This is a genomic window from Plantibacter sp. Leaf314 (assembly GCF_001423185.1).
Taxonomy (GTDB): domain Bacteria; phylum Actinomycetota; class Actinomycetes; order Actinomycetales; family Microbacteriaceae; genus Plantibacter.
In genome coordinates, this window is sequence record NZ_LMOB01000001.1 from 2,567,137 (window position 1) to 2,579,952 (window position 12,816).

General features: G+C 70.6%; 14 protein-coding genes. 8 read left to right on the top strand and 6 right to left on the bottom strand.

The window, feature by feature from the left end; all coding sequences use genetic code 11:
- Window positions 1–47: 47 nt before the first annotated feature.
- The gene (locus tag ASF68_RS12080; RefSeq protein WP_162235766.1) at window positions 48–1,346 is read left to right on the top strand and encodes a serine hydrolase; all 1,299 of its coding nucleotides are present in this window, start codon (window positions 48–50) and stop codon (window positions 1,344–1,346) included.
- 96 nt (window positions 1,347–1,442) lie between these two features.
- A complete protein-coding gene (locus tag ASF68_RS12085) occupies window positions 1,443–1,994 on the top strand; it encodes a DinB family protein (protein ID WP_056010559.1) in 552 nt (183 codons plus the stop codon).
- Here the strand turns inward: ASF68_RS12085 and ASF68_RS12090 are convergent.
- Window positions 1,942–2,583 (bottom strand): ABATE domain-containing protein, encoded by a 642-nt coding sequence (locus ASF68_RS12090; RefSeq protein ID WP_082456219.1) that lies wholly within the window; start codon window positions 2,581–2,583, stop codon window positions 1,942–1,944. The genes ASF68_RS12085 and ASF68_RS12090 overlap by 53 nt on opposite strands.
- 89 nt (window positions 2,584–2,672) lie before the next feature.
- Here ASF68_RS12090 and ASF68_RS12095 point away from each other — a divergent pair, with 89 nt between their 5' ends.
- Window positions 2,673–3,608, top strand: a complete 936-nt coding sequence (locus ASF68_RS12095) for a DMT family transporter (RefSeq protein ID WP_056010561.1) — start codon at window positions 2,673–2,675, stop codon at window positions 3,606–3,608.
- Between the two features lie 20 nt (window positions 3,609–3,628).
- Here the strand turns inward: ASF68_RS12095 and ASF68_RS12100 are convergent, their stop codons facing one another.
- Together ASF68_RS12100 and ASF68_RS18780 are read right to left on the bottom strand one after the other, a co-directional pair.
- Entirely contained in the window at window positions 3,629–4,783 is a 1,155-nt protein-coding gene (locus ASF68_RS12100) for an FAD-dependent oxidoreductase (protein ID WP_056010564.1), read from the bottom strand.
- Window positions 4,784–4,872: 89 nt separating this feature from the next.
- Entirely contained in the window at window positions 4,873–5,457 is a 585-nt protein-coding gene (locus ASF68_RS18780; protein ID WP_056010567.1) for a hypothetical protein, read from the bottom strand.
- A gap of 72 nt (window positions 5,458–5,529) precedes the next feature.
- On the opposite strand from ASF68_RS18780, the gene ASF68_RS12110 reads away from it, so the two are divergent.
- Both ASF68_RS12110 and ASF68_RS12115 read left to right on the top strand, forming a co-directional pair.
- Complete coding sequence (locus ASF68_RS12110) at window positions 5,530–6,195, top strand: SIMPL domain-containing protein (protein WP_056010570.1); 666 nt, start codon at window positions 5,530–5,532, stop codon at window positions 6,193–6,195.
- Window positions 6,196–6,256: 61 nt separating this feature from the next.
- The gene (locus tag ASF68_RS12115; protein ID WP_056010573.1) at window positions 6,257–7,144 is read left to right on the top strand and encodes a LysR family transcriptional regulator; all 888 of its coding nucleotides are present in this window, start codon (window positions 6,257–6,259) and stop codon (window positions 7,142–7,144) included.
- A 10-nt stretch (window positions 7,145–7,154) separates the two neighbouring features.
- Here ASF68_RS12115 and ASF68_RS12120 read toward each other — a convergent pair whose 3' ends face one another.
- Window positions 7,155–8,246, bottom strand: a complete 1,092-nt coding sequence (locus tag ASF68_RS12120) for a GTP-binding protein (RefSeq protein ID WP_056010575.1) — start codon at window positions 8,244–8,246, stop codon at window positions 7,155–7,157.
- Between the two features lie 91 nt (window positions 8,247–8,337).
- Here ASF68_RS12120 and ykgO point away from each other — a divergent pair, with 91 nt between their 5' ends.
- The gene (gene ykgO, locus ASF68_RS12125) at window positions 8,338–8,460 is read left to right on the top strand and encodes a type B 50S ribosomal protein L36 (RefSeq protein WP_056010578.1); all 123 of its coding nucleotides are present in this window, start codon (window positions 8,338–8,340) and stop codon (window positions 8,458–8,460) included.
- A 35-nt stretch (window positions 8,461–8,495) separates the two neighbouring features.
- On the opposite strand, the gene ASF68_RS12130 is transcribed toward ykgO, so the two are convergent.
- Window positions 8,496–8,921 (bottom strand): hypothetical protein, encoded by a 426-nt coding sequence (locus ASF68_RS12130; RefSeq protein ID WP_056010581.1) that lies wholly within the window; start codon window positions 8,919–8,921, stop codon window positions 8,496–8,498.
- Window positions 8,922–9,168: 247 nt separating this feature from the next.
- Between ASF68_RS12130 and ASF68_RS12135 the strand changes: the two genes are divergently transcribed.
- The gene (locus ASF68_RS12135) at window positions 9,169–10,227 is read left to right on the top strand and encodes a LacI family DNA-binding transcriptional regulator (RefSeq protein ID WP_056011907.1); all 1,059 of its coding nucleotides are present in this window, start codon (window positions 9,169–9,171) and stop codon (window positions 10,225–10,227) included.
- Window positions 10,228–10,513: 286 nt separating this feature from the next.
- Here ASF68_RS12135 and ASF68_RS12140 read toward each other — a convergent pair whose 3' ends face one another.
- Window positions 10,514–12,004, bottom strand: coding sequence for an HNH endonuclease signature motif containing protein (locus tag ASF68_RS12140; RefSeq protein ID WP_056010584.1), 1,491 nt, complete (start codon window positions 12,002–12,004; stop codon window positions 10,514–10,516).
- Window positions 12,005–12,404: 400 nt separating this feature from the next.
- On the opposite strand from ASF68_RS12140, the gene ASF68_RS12145 reads away from it, so the two are divergent.
- Entirely contained in the window at window positions 12,405–12,740 is a 336-nt protein-coding gene (locus ASF68_RS12145; RefSeq protein WP_056010587.1) for a nuclear transport factor 2 family protein, read from the top strand.
- Window positions 12,741–12,816 lie beyond the last annotated feature (76 nt).

A 12,816-nucleotide genomic window follows, 5' to 3' on the forward strand; every position in this document is an offset into this window, starting at 1 on the left:
ATCGGGAGCAGTCTGCAGTCCGGCAGACCGCTCATCAGGGGGATGACTTGACTGCAACAGCTTCGAGGCGCAGACGCCTCGCCGCCTTCTTCACGGCGGCGACGCTCGCGACGGTGCTCGTCGGCTGCTCGGGACCCTCAGTGTCCGACACCGACTTCCCCGATCAGGTGAGCGGTGCCCTGGCCGGCGACACGACCGACGCCATCACGGCCGCGGTCGAATCCGCCGTCGCCCAGTCCGGCTCCTCCGGAGCCATCGTCGGCGTCTGGGCTCCTTGGGCCGGCAGCTACACGGCGGGTGTCGGCACGACGGAGCCGGGCGGCAAGACCAAGATGGACCCGTCCATGGTCTACCGCATCGCCGACACGACGCGCCCGATGACCTGCACGGTGCTCCTCGAGCTGGTCGACGAGGGCAAGATCAAGCTCACCGACGAGGTGAACAAGACCCTTCCGCAGATCCAGGGCATCGACGGCATCACCTTCCAGCAGCTCTGCCAGGGGACCTCGGGGCTCGGCACGTACACGCCCGCCCTCAACGCCCAGTTCGTCACGAACCCGACCCGCAACTGGTCGATGGCCGAGATCCTCGCCAACGGTCTGGCGAGCGGTTCGCGCACGGCCCCCGGCGCGCTCTTCGGCTCGAGCGACACCGGCTACATCCTGCTCGGGATGGCGCTCGAAGAACTCACCGGGCAGTCGTGGCAGTCCCTCTACGACCACTACGTCTTCTCGCCGCTCGGCATGTCGAAGTCCAGCTTCCCCGACGCCGCCACGGTCACCCTTCCCGGTTCGCACCCGAAGGGGTACCTGACGCCGCGCATCGCCGACGGCACCTTCCAGTGCGACACCCCGACGGACGAGACCGAACTCTCCCCGTCGATGGTGTGGACCGCGGGCGGCGTCGTCTCCTCGGTCGACGACCTGCGCAAGTTCACCCAGTCCTTCGCCTCGGGTTCGCTGTTGAACGACAGCACCTACAAGAAGCAGTGGAAGGACCCGGTCGCCCTCGGCGACGACCAGCCGACGTGGAAGACGTTCGGTGTCGGTGGCGTGCAGCTCGGGCCGCTCCGCGGTCAGGCCGGATCCATGCCCGGGTCGCTCTCCGCGGCCTTCGCCGATCCGACCTCCGGCCTCACGGTCGTCGTCATGCTCAACAACTCGACGCTCGGTGCCGGCTTCGTGCAGGCGCTGGCGATGGAACTCGCGTCCATCGGTGCCAAGGCGGCGCCGGCGAGCGGGCAGAAGGCTCCGGAGATCGCGCTCCCGTGGTCGGAGCAGCAGATGGCCGAACAGCTCGCCGCCTCGGCGATGGTCTGCGCGCCGCCCGTCGCCCCTGCCGGGTAGTGCGCGCGGTCTCCGAGGCCGCAGCGTGGCGCTGGATCGTGGCACGATGACGGTTTCCGGGGGCCGCTGAGCGACGCTGCTTCCTACAGTGAAGCCATGACGACACACACCCCCGACGAGCCCGGGATCGTCCCGGAGACGAAGAGCTGGACCTGGGTCCTCGAACACCCCTGCCCCGACTGCGGGCTCGACACGGCCCAGGTGGCGTTCCGTGCGCTGCCCGACGCGATCCGTGAGGTCGCCGCCGCGTGGCCGGCGGTCCTGGAGCGGGCAGACGTCCGGAAGCGGCCCGACCCGCAGACCTGGTCGCCGCTCGAGTACGCGGCCCACGTGCGCGACGTGTTCCGCATCTTCGACGTCCGACTGCGGCTCGTCCTGGACGAGGACGACCCGACGTTCGCGAACTGGGACCAGGACGCGACGGCCGTCGAGGAGCGCTACGGCGAGCAGGACCCGCGGGTCGTCTCAGCGGAGTTGACCGAAGCGGCGGCGACGCTGGCGGCTGCATTCGAAGAGGTCCCCGACGACGCGCTCGGCCGGACTGCCCGCCGGAGCGACGGAGCGCGCTTCACGACGGAGACCCTCGGCCGCTATTTCATCCACGATCCGATCCACCACCTGTGGGACGTGACGCGGGTGGAGGCGTAGCGGCATCTGAGCCGTCGTCGAGCGGTTCCTGCGCCCTCGCGCGGAACGCGATCGTGTTGACGCGGTTGCTGCAGCGCACGGAGCAGTACCGTTTGGAACCGTTGCGCGACAGGTCGACGAGGAGGCCGTCGCAGTCGTCGGCGGCGCACAGCCGGAGGCGGTCCCAGGCGTCGGACCGCACGACGTCGACGAGAGCCATGGCGATCTCGGTCTGGATCCGGTCGACGAGCGGGGCGTCGAACTCGGTGGCGTGGAGGTGCCAGTCGAAGCCGTCGTGGCGGCGCAACTGGGGGAGTGCAGCCGACTCGCGGAGCATCGCGTTGATCTCCGTGACGGCCTGGTCGCGGGTGTCGGGGCCGTCGGCGTCGGTCCGCCACAGGGCGTGGACCCGTTCCCGGAGCGCTGCCACCGCGGCGCGCTCGGCCTCGTCGCCGTCGACCCTCCCGGAGTAGCGGCTGACGCGGAGGAGCTCGACGAGTCGGGCCGGTGTCGCGAGCTCGTCCTCACCGCTCCTGGACGCTCCGGCGCGGGTGTTCACGAGCAGCGCGGCGAACAGCAACGCGTCCTCAGTGTCAGGGGCAAAATGCAAGTTGACTCCTTACTCACTCCGACGATAGCTTCATCTCAGCCGGGCGTCCACCCTTCCGCCGGCCCCACTCGCGGCAGTCGGAGGCTCGCATGAAGTCCACATCCTCGACCACGGTCGGTCTGCTCGTCGCCGTACTCGCCGCGGTCGCGTTCGGCACCTCGGGTGCCTTCATCAAACCGGTGCTCGCCTCCGGGTGGAGTCCGGCCGCGGCGGTCACCGTCCGGGCGCTGATCGGTGGTCTGGTGCTCGCGCCGTTCGCCCTCATCGCGCTCCGTGGACGCTGGGATGCGGTGTGGCGAGGTCGCTGGCGGCTCCTCGGCATGGGCCTCATCGGTGTGGCGGCAACGCAGCTCGTCTACTTCGCCGCACTGCAGACCATCGCCGTCGGCACGGCGATCCTCGTCGAGTACATGGCGCCGCTCCTGCTCGTCGCGGTCGCCTGGGTGCTGACCAGGCATCGCCCGGCGACCGTCGTGCTCGTCGGTTCCGTCGTGTCGCTCGTGGGGCTCGTGCTCGTCGTCGCTCCGAGTGGCGGCGCGACCCTCGACCCTGCTGGGCTCGTCTTCGCGATCCTCGCGATGGTCGGGTGCGCGGCGTACTACGTCATCTCGGCTCGTCCGGCCAAGGGGCTCCCGCCCGTCGCCTTCGCGTCCATCGGCCTGCTCATCGGTGCGCTCAGCCTGTGGCTCGCCGGGCTCGTCGGGGTGCCGTTCACGACGTCGGACAGCGACGTCACCGTCCTCGGGACCGCGGTGGCCTGGTGGGTGCCCCTCCTGTTCGTCGGCGTGGTGTCGACGGCCGTGGCGTACGCGTCGAGCATCACGGCGAGTCAGATGCTCGGGTCCCGGCTCGCGTCCTTCGCCGGACTCCTCGAGGTGGTCGCGGCGACCGGCTTCGCCTGGGTCCTCCTCGGGGAGCAGTTGTCGCTCGCGCAGCTCTTCGGCGGGGTGTGCATCCTGCTCGGCATCGGTTTCGTGCGCTCCGAGCGCGCTCCGGCCGTGCCGATCCCCGTCCCCGTGCAGTGACCGGCGGCGCAGTACCGGGCTCAGCCGACTGAGGCCGGTACCGCGTCGAGATCGGCGAGGATCGCGGCGACCGCTGCCCGACCAGCCCGGTTGGCGCCCACTGTCGACGCGGACGGGCCGTAGCCGATGAGGTGCAGCCGTGGTTCGTCGGCGGCCCGCGTTCCGTCGATCCGGATCCCGCCGCCGGGGAGGCGGATCCCGAGCGGTGCGAGGTGGTCGAGTGCCGCGCGGAACCCGGTGGCCCAGAGGATCGCGTCGACGGGCAGGAAGGAGCCGTCGTCGAGGATCACGCCGTCCTCCTCGATGCGCCGGAACATCGGATGCCGCACGAGCACCCCTCGCGCCTCGGCCGACCGCGCCCACGGCGTCCAGTGCATGCCCGTCACCGAGATCACGCTGCCCGGCGGGAGGCCCTGACGGACACGCTCCTCGACACCTGCGATCGCCGCGACCCGTGCCGCGGTGTCGAATTCGTCGTCCACCCACTCCGGCTCGCGACGCGTCATCCACACCGTCTCGGCGACGCGGGAGATCTCGTCGAGGAGTTGGATGGCGGACACGCCGGCACCCACCACGACCACGCGCTGGCCGCGGAACTCCTCGGCCGAGACGTAGTCGGCCACGTGCAGCTGACGCCCGGCGAATCGCTCGCGGCCCGGATAGGCGGGCCAGAACGGCTTCGTCCAGGTGCCCGTGGCGTTCACGACTGCACGAGCGCGGAACGCCGTCGGCGGCTGACCGGCGCTCGCCGCGGTCTCGACGAGGAGGTGACCGTGCGGGTCGTCGTCCTCCCGTCGGACGGCGCGCACGTGGACCGGGCGACGCACAGCCAGCGCGAAGCGTTCCTCGAACGCCGCGAAGTACGGCGGGATGACGTCGACGCTCGGGGACGCGGGGTCGAGCTCGGGCTTCGGCATGCCGGGGAGGTCGTAGATGCCGTTGACCGTCGACATCGTGAGCGAGCGCCAGCGATGCTGCCAGGCGCCACCCGGGGCGTCGTCGGCGTCGAGCACGACGAAGGTGCGGGGGTCGTCGTCGGTCGCTCGGCCCCCGGCTGCGTCGAGCGGCACTGCGTCGAGCGGCACGAACCCGCGACGGTGGAGGTGGTGCGCGGCGGACAGGCCGGCCTGACCCGCACCGACGACCACGACGTCGACGGTCTCCGGAGTGCTCACATGGGGCTCAACGTCGCGGACCGCCCGCGCATTTCCGGAGGTCCGTGGCGGAAGTCCGTCCCGGTCGCCGCGGAACCGATCCACGAGCCTCAGCCGTGGGCCAGGACCTGCACGCCGATCACGAGCACACCGAGGAGGACGAGGGCCGCCAGGGCGATGAGCTGCTGCCAGATCGTCAGCCGTGCCCGACGGACCGCGAACCATCCGCTCAGCCCGAGCGTGATCAGGTACACGATCGCCGAGACGCGCAGCGAGGTCGCCACCTCCATGACCCCGACGACGGCGAGCACGAGGAGGATGGTCGGCGTCGCCACCGTGAGCAGCGAACCCCACGCGATCCGGAGCATCGTGCGCCATCCGCCCTGATCGGGGAAGGCACCGTGCGCGGTGAGATGCGCGATCATCTCGGCGACGAGACCCGCGAGCGTGATCCCGACGACGCCGATCACGAGGGAGAAGAGGGCGTCCGCCGCGTCGTGATGCTCGACGTTGGCCGCGAGCACGAGCACGATCGCGAGGCCGGTGAACGTCGCGTAGACCCGTTCCTTGAGGTACTTCGCGACGGTCTCGACGTCGCCCGGTTCCAGGCCACGACGCTGGGCGCGGTCGAACCCCCGTCGTGCATCGTCGTGGCGCGCGCGCCGTCGATCCGCCCAGGTTCCGCCGTCCGTCATGGTCGAGATGCTAGCCGACGGGCCGGGTGGCGGCCGGGCGGTCCCCCGGGGCGCGGGGATAGAGTGCCCGGTATGACCGAAACGATCATCACCGTCGAGGGCCGCTTCGACTACCACCACCCGGCCGAGCGTGGGACCGTCCGTCTCTCCGCAGGGTTCGAGGGGCCGGCTCGGGAGTCCGTCGTCGCCCGGACCACCGCCGTCCACAACGCGCTCACCCAGGCCGCGCAGGGTCTCCGCGCGCAGTCGGCGGTCACCTGGTGGTCCGCCGACCGTCTGCGCGTCTGGAGCGAGCGACCCTGGAACAAGGACGGGAAACAGTTGCCGCTCGTGCACCATGCCTCCGTCGTGCTCGAGGTGAAGTTCGCCGAGCTGCAGACGTTGGCGCGCTGGGTCGAGGAGATCGCGAGCCAGGACGGCGTGACGGTGGGGGGCGTGACCTGGGCCCTCACCGAGGCGACCAAGCACCGCATCACGGCCGAGGCGCAGCACAACGCGGTGCGCGACGCCGTCGACCGCGCGACGAGCTACGCCAGGAGCCTCGGGCTCGGTAACGTGCGACCCATCGCGCTCGCGGAGCCCGGGATGCTCGGCGACGAGACGCGCTCGACGAGCACCCAGAACGCCGCCCCCATGATGCGCGGGGCGGCGGCACCGGCGGGTGACGGCGGTCTCGATCTGAAGCCCGAGGACATCACGGTGGCCGCCCGCGTGCACGCCCGCTTCGCCGCCTCCTGACCAGCCACTCCACCGCCGAAGGCGTCGCACGGCCGACCCGGGAGTGCGGCATCATGAGGGCATGAGGATCGACGAACTCGCGTACCTCCGTGCGCTCGCCGAAGACGGGCACGTCCCGTACGCGGCCGAGGCGCTGGGCATCTCCCAGTCGACCCTCACGAGGGCGATCGGCCGGCTCGAGGCGGACGCCGGGGTCGAGTTGTTCGACCGCCACAAGAACCGCCTGGAGCTCAACCGCTACGGCGAGATCCTCCTCGTGCACGCGCTCCGGGCGCAGACCGAACTCGACAACGCGCAGTCCCGCATCGACGAACTCCGCGACCCCTCGGCCGGTCTCGTCTCGATCGCCTACGTGTCCTCGCTGGGCGGCTGGCTCATCCCGCGGATCGTGAGCGAGTACCGGACGCTGCTGCCGGAGATCCGGTTCGTCCTCGACGGCGGCAAAGCCGACAGCGTGCTCGACGCGCTCCGCTCCGGCTCGGCCGACGTCGCCTTCCTCAGCCCGGAGCCGCGTGATCCGGAGATCGAATGGCGTCCGCTCACCTCCGAGCGGCTCGCGCTCGGGGTGCCGGCGGGGCATGCGCTCGCCGAACGGACGTCGCTCGCCGCCGGCGATCTCGAGCAGACGGAGTTCCTCGCGATGACCACCGACTCCGGTCTGCGGCAGATCGCGGACGCGTACTTCGCCCGCCACGGGATCGTGCCGCGGGTGTCGATGGAGGTGTCGGAACTGTCGACGCTCCGCGGGCTCGTGCGGTCCGGGGTCGGCATCGCCGTGCTTCCCGATTCGACGAGCATCGAGGGTGTCGTGCTCGTCCCGCTCGACGACGAGGCGGTCAGGGTGATCGGCGTCGCGACCAGCCGCGTCCGAGCCGTGTCGCCGGCCGTCGAACAGTTCGTGCGGTTCGTCCGCGAGGAATGGGAGAGCGCGCGGATCGGTCGCCCGTGAGCGTCGGGGCTCAGTGCTCGTGCGTCGAGCTCCACGGCGTGAAGGCGTCGGGGTAGCGGGCCCAAGCCGCCGGACCGGCGAGCAGCTCCTCGTCCGTGAGCGTGCAGCCGTGCAGGGCGGCGGTGATCGCAGCTTCGTCGAGGTCGATCCCGGTGATGACGAGCTCCTGCCCGAGCGGAGCCCCCGGATCGCTCGTCTCGAACGAGGTCGGTTCCAGGTCGATCATCGAACCGACGTGCTGGAAGACACCGACCCGCGACGCCCGGGTCGCGAGGGCGAGGAAGCCCGCGGTGCGGATCACCTGCCCGAGGTCGCCGGCCTCGATGGGGCCGTCGAAGCAGGCGAGCAGGCGCTCCGGGTGCATCGGTCGAGGGCTGTCGAAGCGGAGGGTGGTCACGCGCTCGTGGTCGACCCACGGGCGGTGCTCGCCGTTCAGCATCGCGATCCATCCGGGTGAGGTGGTGAAGCGCTCGAGGTCGAACGGCGAGTCGCGGTAGCGCGCGAGCGGCTGGCGGCTCCCTGCCGTCGCCGAGACCCCGGGAGTCGCCCGAGGGCGGGTCGCGACCGGTTCGACCAAGCGCGTCAGTGCCGTCGGGTTCAGGTGGCTGAGCAGGGCGAGCAGGACGGCGAGCTGCGCGTGGGTGACGCCGCGCCGCCCGGCGACGGCGATGGTGTCGGCGTACTCGATGTGCTCGACGGTGATCATGGACCGGGCGGTGTACACGGTGTCGCCGTCGTCGTCTTCGTGGGTCACGTACTCGTCGTCGTGCAGGTCGCGCAGGAGGTGTGCGGCGTCGACGACCGTCACGACCGCGTCGAGGAACGCCTCGTCCCGATGCCCGAGGACCGCGGAGACCGCGTCGACGGGACGGACCGTGCTCCCGCAGTCGAGCACGAGATGTCGCGGGGCGAGCGGGTGCCGCACGATCGCCTCGATCGCGTCGTCGATCTCGGCGTGGGCGCTCTCGCCGAGGCCGGACCGTTCGATCGAGACGAGTGCGGACGAGGAGCCGGCGATCTGGCGTGCGACGGTGCGGCGCTCCGGTGGACAGGTGCCGAGGACGAGGGTCACGGTCAACAACGGGGCGCTGGTGCGGGTCACGGCTGGCTCTCCTGAACAGTGGTGCTACGGTGGCTTTTGTTGAGAATCGTTCTCAACAAGTTAGCACGCATCGTCACCACGGGAGGCCACCATGAAGGTCCGCGCATCGCTCAAGTCGCTGAAGGACAAGCCGGGCTCACAGATCGTCCGACGGCGCGGGCGGGTCTTCGTGATCAACAAGCTGAACCCACGCTGGAAGGGCCGCCAGGGCTGACCGCCTGCTCGCTCAGCTGGAGACGAACCGCTCGCTCAGCTGGAGACGAACCCCACGACGATCGCGACCACACCGATCGCCGCGATGATGAACGCCCAGAAGCGCACCGGGATGAAGAACAGGGTCGAGCTCGGTCGGCTGTAGAGCTGTTCGCCGGTCTGCGGGTGGAGCACCGGGACGGCCTCCTGCTTCACCGTCAGGCCGTGCTCGTTGACGTACGGCTGCGCGAGCTGCTGCCAGACGACGACCGGGCGCGGGGCGTCCAGCTTGGCCAGCGCGTACTTCCCGAAGGCCCAGCAGGCGACGGCGCCGAGGAGGAATCCGATGCCGACGAAGACGCCCGTCTGCGGTGCGCTGTCGTCGAGATTCGGCACCGTGACCGCCTTGATGAGGAATCCGGCGCCGACGGAGAGGCCGAAGATGAGGAAGACGACGATGCCCCAGCGGGTCCAGATGATCATGTGAGCTCCTCCTGAGGGGCGACGCCGGGTTCGGATGGCGCGGCGGCCGTCCGCGACGTCGTTCACGCTACCGTCGGCTCCTTCCCGGGGCGATGGGGAGCCCTGCCCATGCGCGGTGACGGCTGAGCTGCTGAGCCGCTGAACCGCTGTGGACGGCGCTGATCGCGCGATCATGCCCGCGATCGCCGGATACGCTGCTCTGAGAGAGCGGCGGACGGACGTCGTCAGGCGGGAGCCGGCAGCACTGGTGGGTAACGACGACGAGAAGGCACGGGTCGCGACCATCTTCGACGTCGCGCGGCTCGCCGGTGTCTCACATCAGACGGTGTCGCGCGTGCTCAACGACCTCCCGAACGTGCGTCCTGCGACGCGGCTGCGGGTCGAGCAGGCGATCGCGCAGCTGCGGTACACGCCGTCGCAGGCGGCGCGTTCCCTCGTCACCCGGCGGTCGCGGACGATCGGGCTCATCACGACCGGCGGGCCGGACTACGGGCCGTCGAGTACGGCGCTCGGCTTCAACGAGGCCGCGCGGGACGCCCGGTATGCGGTGAGCATGGCGAGCATGCTCGAGTCGGATCCGGCGTCGCTGCGGCAGGCGGTCGAGTTGTTGTTGCGGCAGAACGTGGAAGCCATCGTGCTCATCGCCGCACATCGCGAAGCGCTCGACGCGGTGCGTGGCATCGACCTGGGGGTTCCACTCGTCGCGGTCGAATCGAGTCGCCACGACGGGTTCCACAGTGTCTCCATCGACCAGTACCAGGGGGCACGGATCCTCGTGGAGCATCTCGTCGGGCTCGGGCACCGGCGGATCGTGCATCTTGCCGGACCGGCGGATTCGGTGGACGCCCTCGAGCGGGTGCGCGGGTGGCGGGATGCGCTGTCGCAGCACGGCCTTGTGGCTCGCGAGCCGCTCGTCGGGGACTGGACGCCGGCGAGCGGGTTCCGGTTGGGGCGGGAGCTCGTCGCGAGTCGGGGCGCCGGCGACGGTCCGACCGGTGCGGGGTCGTCGTTCACGGCGGTGTTCGCGGCGAACGACCAGATGGCGCTCGGCGTGATCCACGCGCTGACCGAGCGCGGGATCCGGGTGCCGGACGACGTGAGTGTCGTAGGGTTCGACGACATTCCCGAGGCGGAGCATTTCGCGCCACCGTTGACGACGATGCGGCAGGACTTCCCCGAGCTCGGCCGGACGATCATGTCGACACTGCTGGAGGTGCTGACCGAGGCCGACTCCGTCGGCACGGTGCGTTCGGTGCCGCGGCTCGTGGTGCGTGCGTCGACCGCCGAGGTGGGCGTCGCGCGCTGAGGGCTGACGGCGACCACCACTGGTCCCTGGGCGCAACCCTGGTCCCTGAGTGCAGCGCTGGTCCTTGAGTGCAGCGCCGGTCCTTGAGCGCAACCTGGTCCCTGAGCTTGTCGAAGGGCGTGGAGGTGGTGCGTGTGCCCTTCGACAGGCTCACGGACCGGGTGGTCCGGTTTCGGAGAGCGGCTCCGTTCCCTCTGGGCAGTGCTGGTCCGTGGCTGGTCGTCTCCGGTCCCTGAGCTTGTCGAAGGGCGGCGTGGGCGGCGCGTGGGCGGACGGGTGCCATGTGTCAGGCGGCGAGGCGGATGCGTCCGCCGCGGATGGGGGTTTGGTGTCGGTCGATGGTGCCGGGTGGGATGAACCAGGGCACGCCGTCGCGCACCTGGATGTTCCAGTGGTCGTCGTGGATGCGGTGGTGGTGGAAGGGGCAGAGGAGGATGCCGTTGTCGAGGTCGGTGGGGCCGCCTGCTGACCACCAGGTGAGGTGGTGGGCTTCAGTGAAGGATGGTGGGTGGGTGCAGCCGGTCCAGGCGCAGCCGCCGTCTCGTTCGGCGAGGGCGAGTTTCTGGGCGCGGGAGAACAAGCGGGCACCCATACCGAGGTCGAGGACCTGGGAGGGTCCGCCGAGGACCATGGGGATGAGTTTCGCGTCCGCGGCGAGGCGGCGGAGGGCGCCTGCGCCGATGGGTTCTTCGATGCTGTCGATGGTGGCTGCGCCGAGGCCGGTTTCGAGGGTGTCGTGGTCGACGCGGATGACGACGGACACGGGTGCGAGCTCGGTGGCGGCACCACTGCAGCCGGCCGTGTGGCGGAAGATCTCGGTGAGCGCGATCGCTCGGCGCCGGTCGGTGGGGATCACCGACAGGCCCTCCGGCATGGGTGTGCCGGAACCGTCAAGCTGATCGCCGGCGGTGTCGGTGTCCACGAAGGACGGTCGACGGATCGCGGCGCCGACGAGGGCGTCGAGGCCGGCGCGGACGAACGCGGCGCTTTCGGGGGCGAGTTCGGCGCGGAGGAGCGTCATGCCGGAGGGGAGCTCTCGGAGGGTGGCGCGTTCGGCTCGGCGGAGGAGTTCGTCGCGGGGTTCCCGGCCGTCCTGGTCGAGGCGGGTGCGGACGAGCTTCGCGATCCGGACGACATCCTGCAAAGGTGCGTGCGCGGCGTGCTCGACCGCGATGACCGACGCCGCTTGGAGTTCGACGGTGGCGCAGATGCGGCCCGCGTTGCGCAGTTCGCGGACGATGACCGCCGCCCCGTCGACGCTGAGCGGGGCGGGCACCGTGCCAGCAGCCTCGGCCTGAGCGGGCCCGGCACCGTCCGTTTCGGCAGAGACGGAGGAATCGTCGGCGGCTGGTGTCGCCTCGAGGGCGGCGGCGATGTCCGGGAACGGACACTCCTCCAGCTCGCCGAGGAGCCCGCGGGGTTGGGTGATCGCGGCGCCGACCTCAGCAATGACCGAACCACGGGCACGTGCCACCCGCCACCGCTCCGACACCATCACGCCAGGGTTGGCGTAGCCGGCCGCCCGGACGAGGTTCCCGTCGCGGCCCGTCGGCGACGGACGAAGCGCGATCGCCCCGGTCACCCGCGCGGCCAGGACCTCGACCGCGTGATGCACGGCACCGAGTTCGTCGAGGACGCGGAACAGTGCCTCACCGTTCATGTTCTCGAGCTGCTCGGCGACACCCGTCCCGGCACGGATCGCGTCGAGCGCACCGTTCCACGCGGCATCGAACCCCGCCGCGGCGGCGGCGAGGGGGTTCGGTGCGGTGCTGGTCATGGTTCCATCCAAACACGGACCACTGACACTGGAACGGGTGCGGAATATCCTTTTGATCAGGGTATTTATCCGACAGATGGGGTCTGGTCATGGGCGCTTCGACTGGCCAAGAGATCGCCCTTCGACAAGCTCAGGGACCGGGGTTCTGCGGTGGATGCGGCGGCCGGGAGCGTCCTGAGGTCGGAGTCGGACCCCGGCAAAGCCGTTCACCGGGGTCCCCTTCGACAGGCTCAGGGACGGAGGGTGCCCCTCGACAGGCTCGGGAACCGGGAGTGCGCTCCGGCAGGCTCAGGGACCGGGAATGCCCTTCGGCAAGCTCAGGGACCGGCGCACCCTGCGACGGATCCGGCGACCGGGAACGCCCTTCGGCTGGTGCCGTGCCCGGGCGTACACTCCCCGCATGCGTTCATCGGCGATCGACACGGTTCTCGCGCTCATGCGGGCCTTCCACGAGCAGGACCGGGCCGCGGCCGAGGCGCTCATCCACGCGGACTTCGTCTTCACCAGCCCACAGGACGATCACCTCGACCGTGCCGCCTGGTTCGAGCGCTGCTTCCCGAGCGCCGACCACTTCGACGCCCCGAGTGTCACGCTGCAGATCGTCGAGACCGACGGCATCGTCCTCCGCCGGTACGAGTACGTCGTCGACGGCACGACCTTCCGGAACGTGGAGGCGACCCGCGTGATCGACGGCGCCGTGCGCGAGGTAGAGGTGTACTTCGGCGGTGCCGCCTGAGATTCAGCCGGAGTCGGGGCCGCGTGCCATCTGCCTCGGGCGGGACCGACTGACGGGGTCCGCTTCCGCTGATATT

Bases quoted from the DNA above. Each gene is read 5' to 3' on its own strand.
- ASF68_RS18780 (WP_056010567.1), bottom strand. From the start codon at position 5,457: ATGACGGACGGCGGAACCTGGGCGGATCGACGGCGCGCGCGCCACGAC.
- ASF68_RS12115 (WP_056010573.1), top strand. From the start codon at position 6,257: ATGAGGATCGACGAACTCGCGTACCTCCGTGCGCTCGCCGAAGACGGG.
- ASF68_RS12130 (WP_056010581.1), bottom strand. From the start codon at position 8,921: ATGATCATCTGGACCCGCTGGGGCATCGTCGTCTTCCTCATCTTCGGC.
- ASF68_RS12145 (WP_056010587.1), top strand. From the start codon at position 12,405: ATGCGTTCATCGGCGATCGACACGGTTCTCGCGCTCATGCGGGCCTTC.
- ASF68_RS12085 (WP_056010559.1), top strand. From the start codon at position 1,443: ATGACGACACACACCCCCGACGAGCCCGGGATCGTCCCGGAGACGAAG.
- ASF68_RS12095 (WP_056010561.1), top strand. From the start codon at position 2,673: ATGAAGTCCACATCCTCGACCACGGTCGGTCTGCTCGTCGCCGTACTC.
- ASF68_RS12140 (WP_056010584.1), bottom strand. From the start codon at position 12,004: ATGACCAGCACCGCACCGAACCCCCTCGCCGCCGCCGCGGCGGGGTTC.
- ASF68_RS12110 (WP_056010570.1), top strand. From the start codon at position 5,530: ATGACCGAAACGATCATCACCGTCGAGGGCCGCTTCGACTACCACCAC.
- ykgO (WP_056010578.1), top strand. From the start codon at position 8,338: ATGAAGGTCCGCGCATCGCTCAAGTCGCTGAAGGACAAGCCGGGCTCA.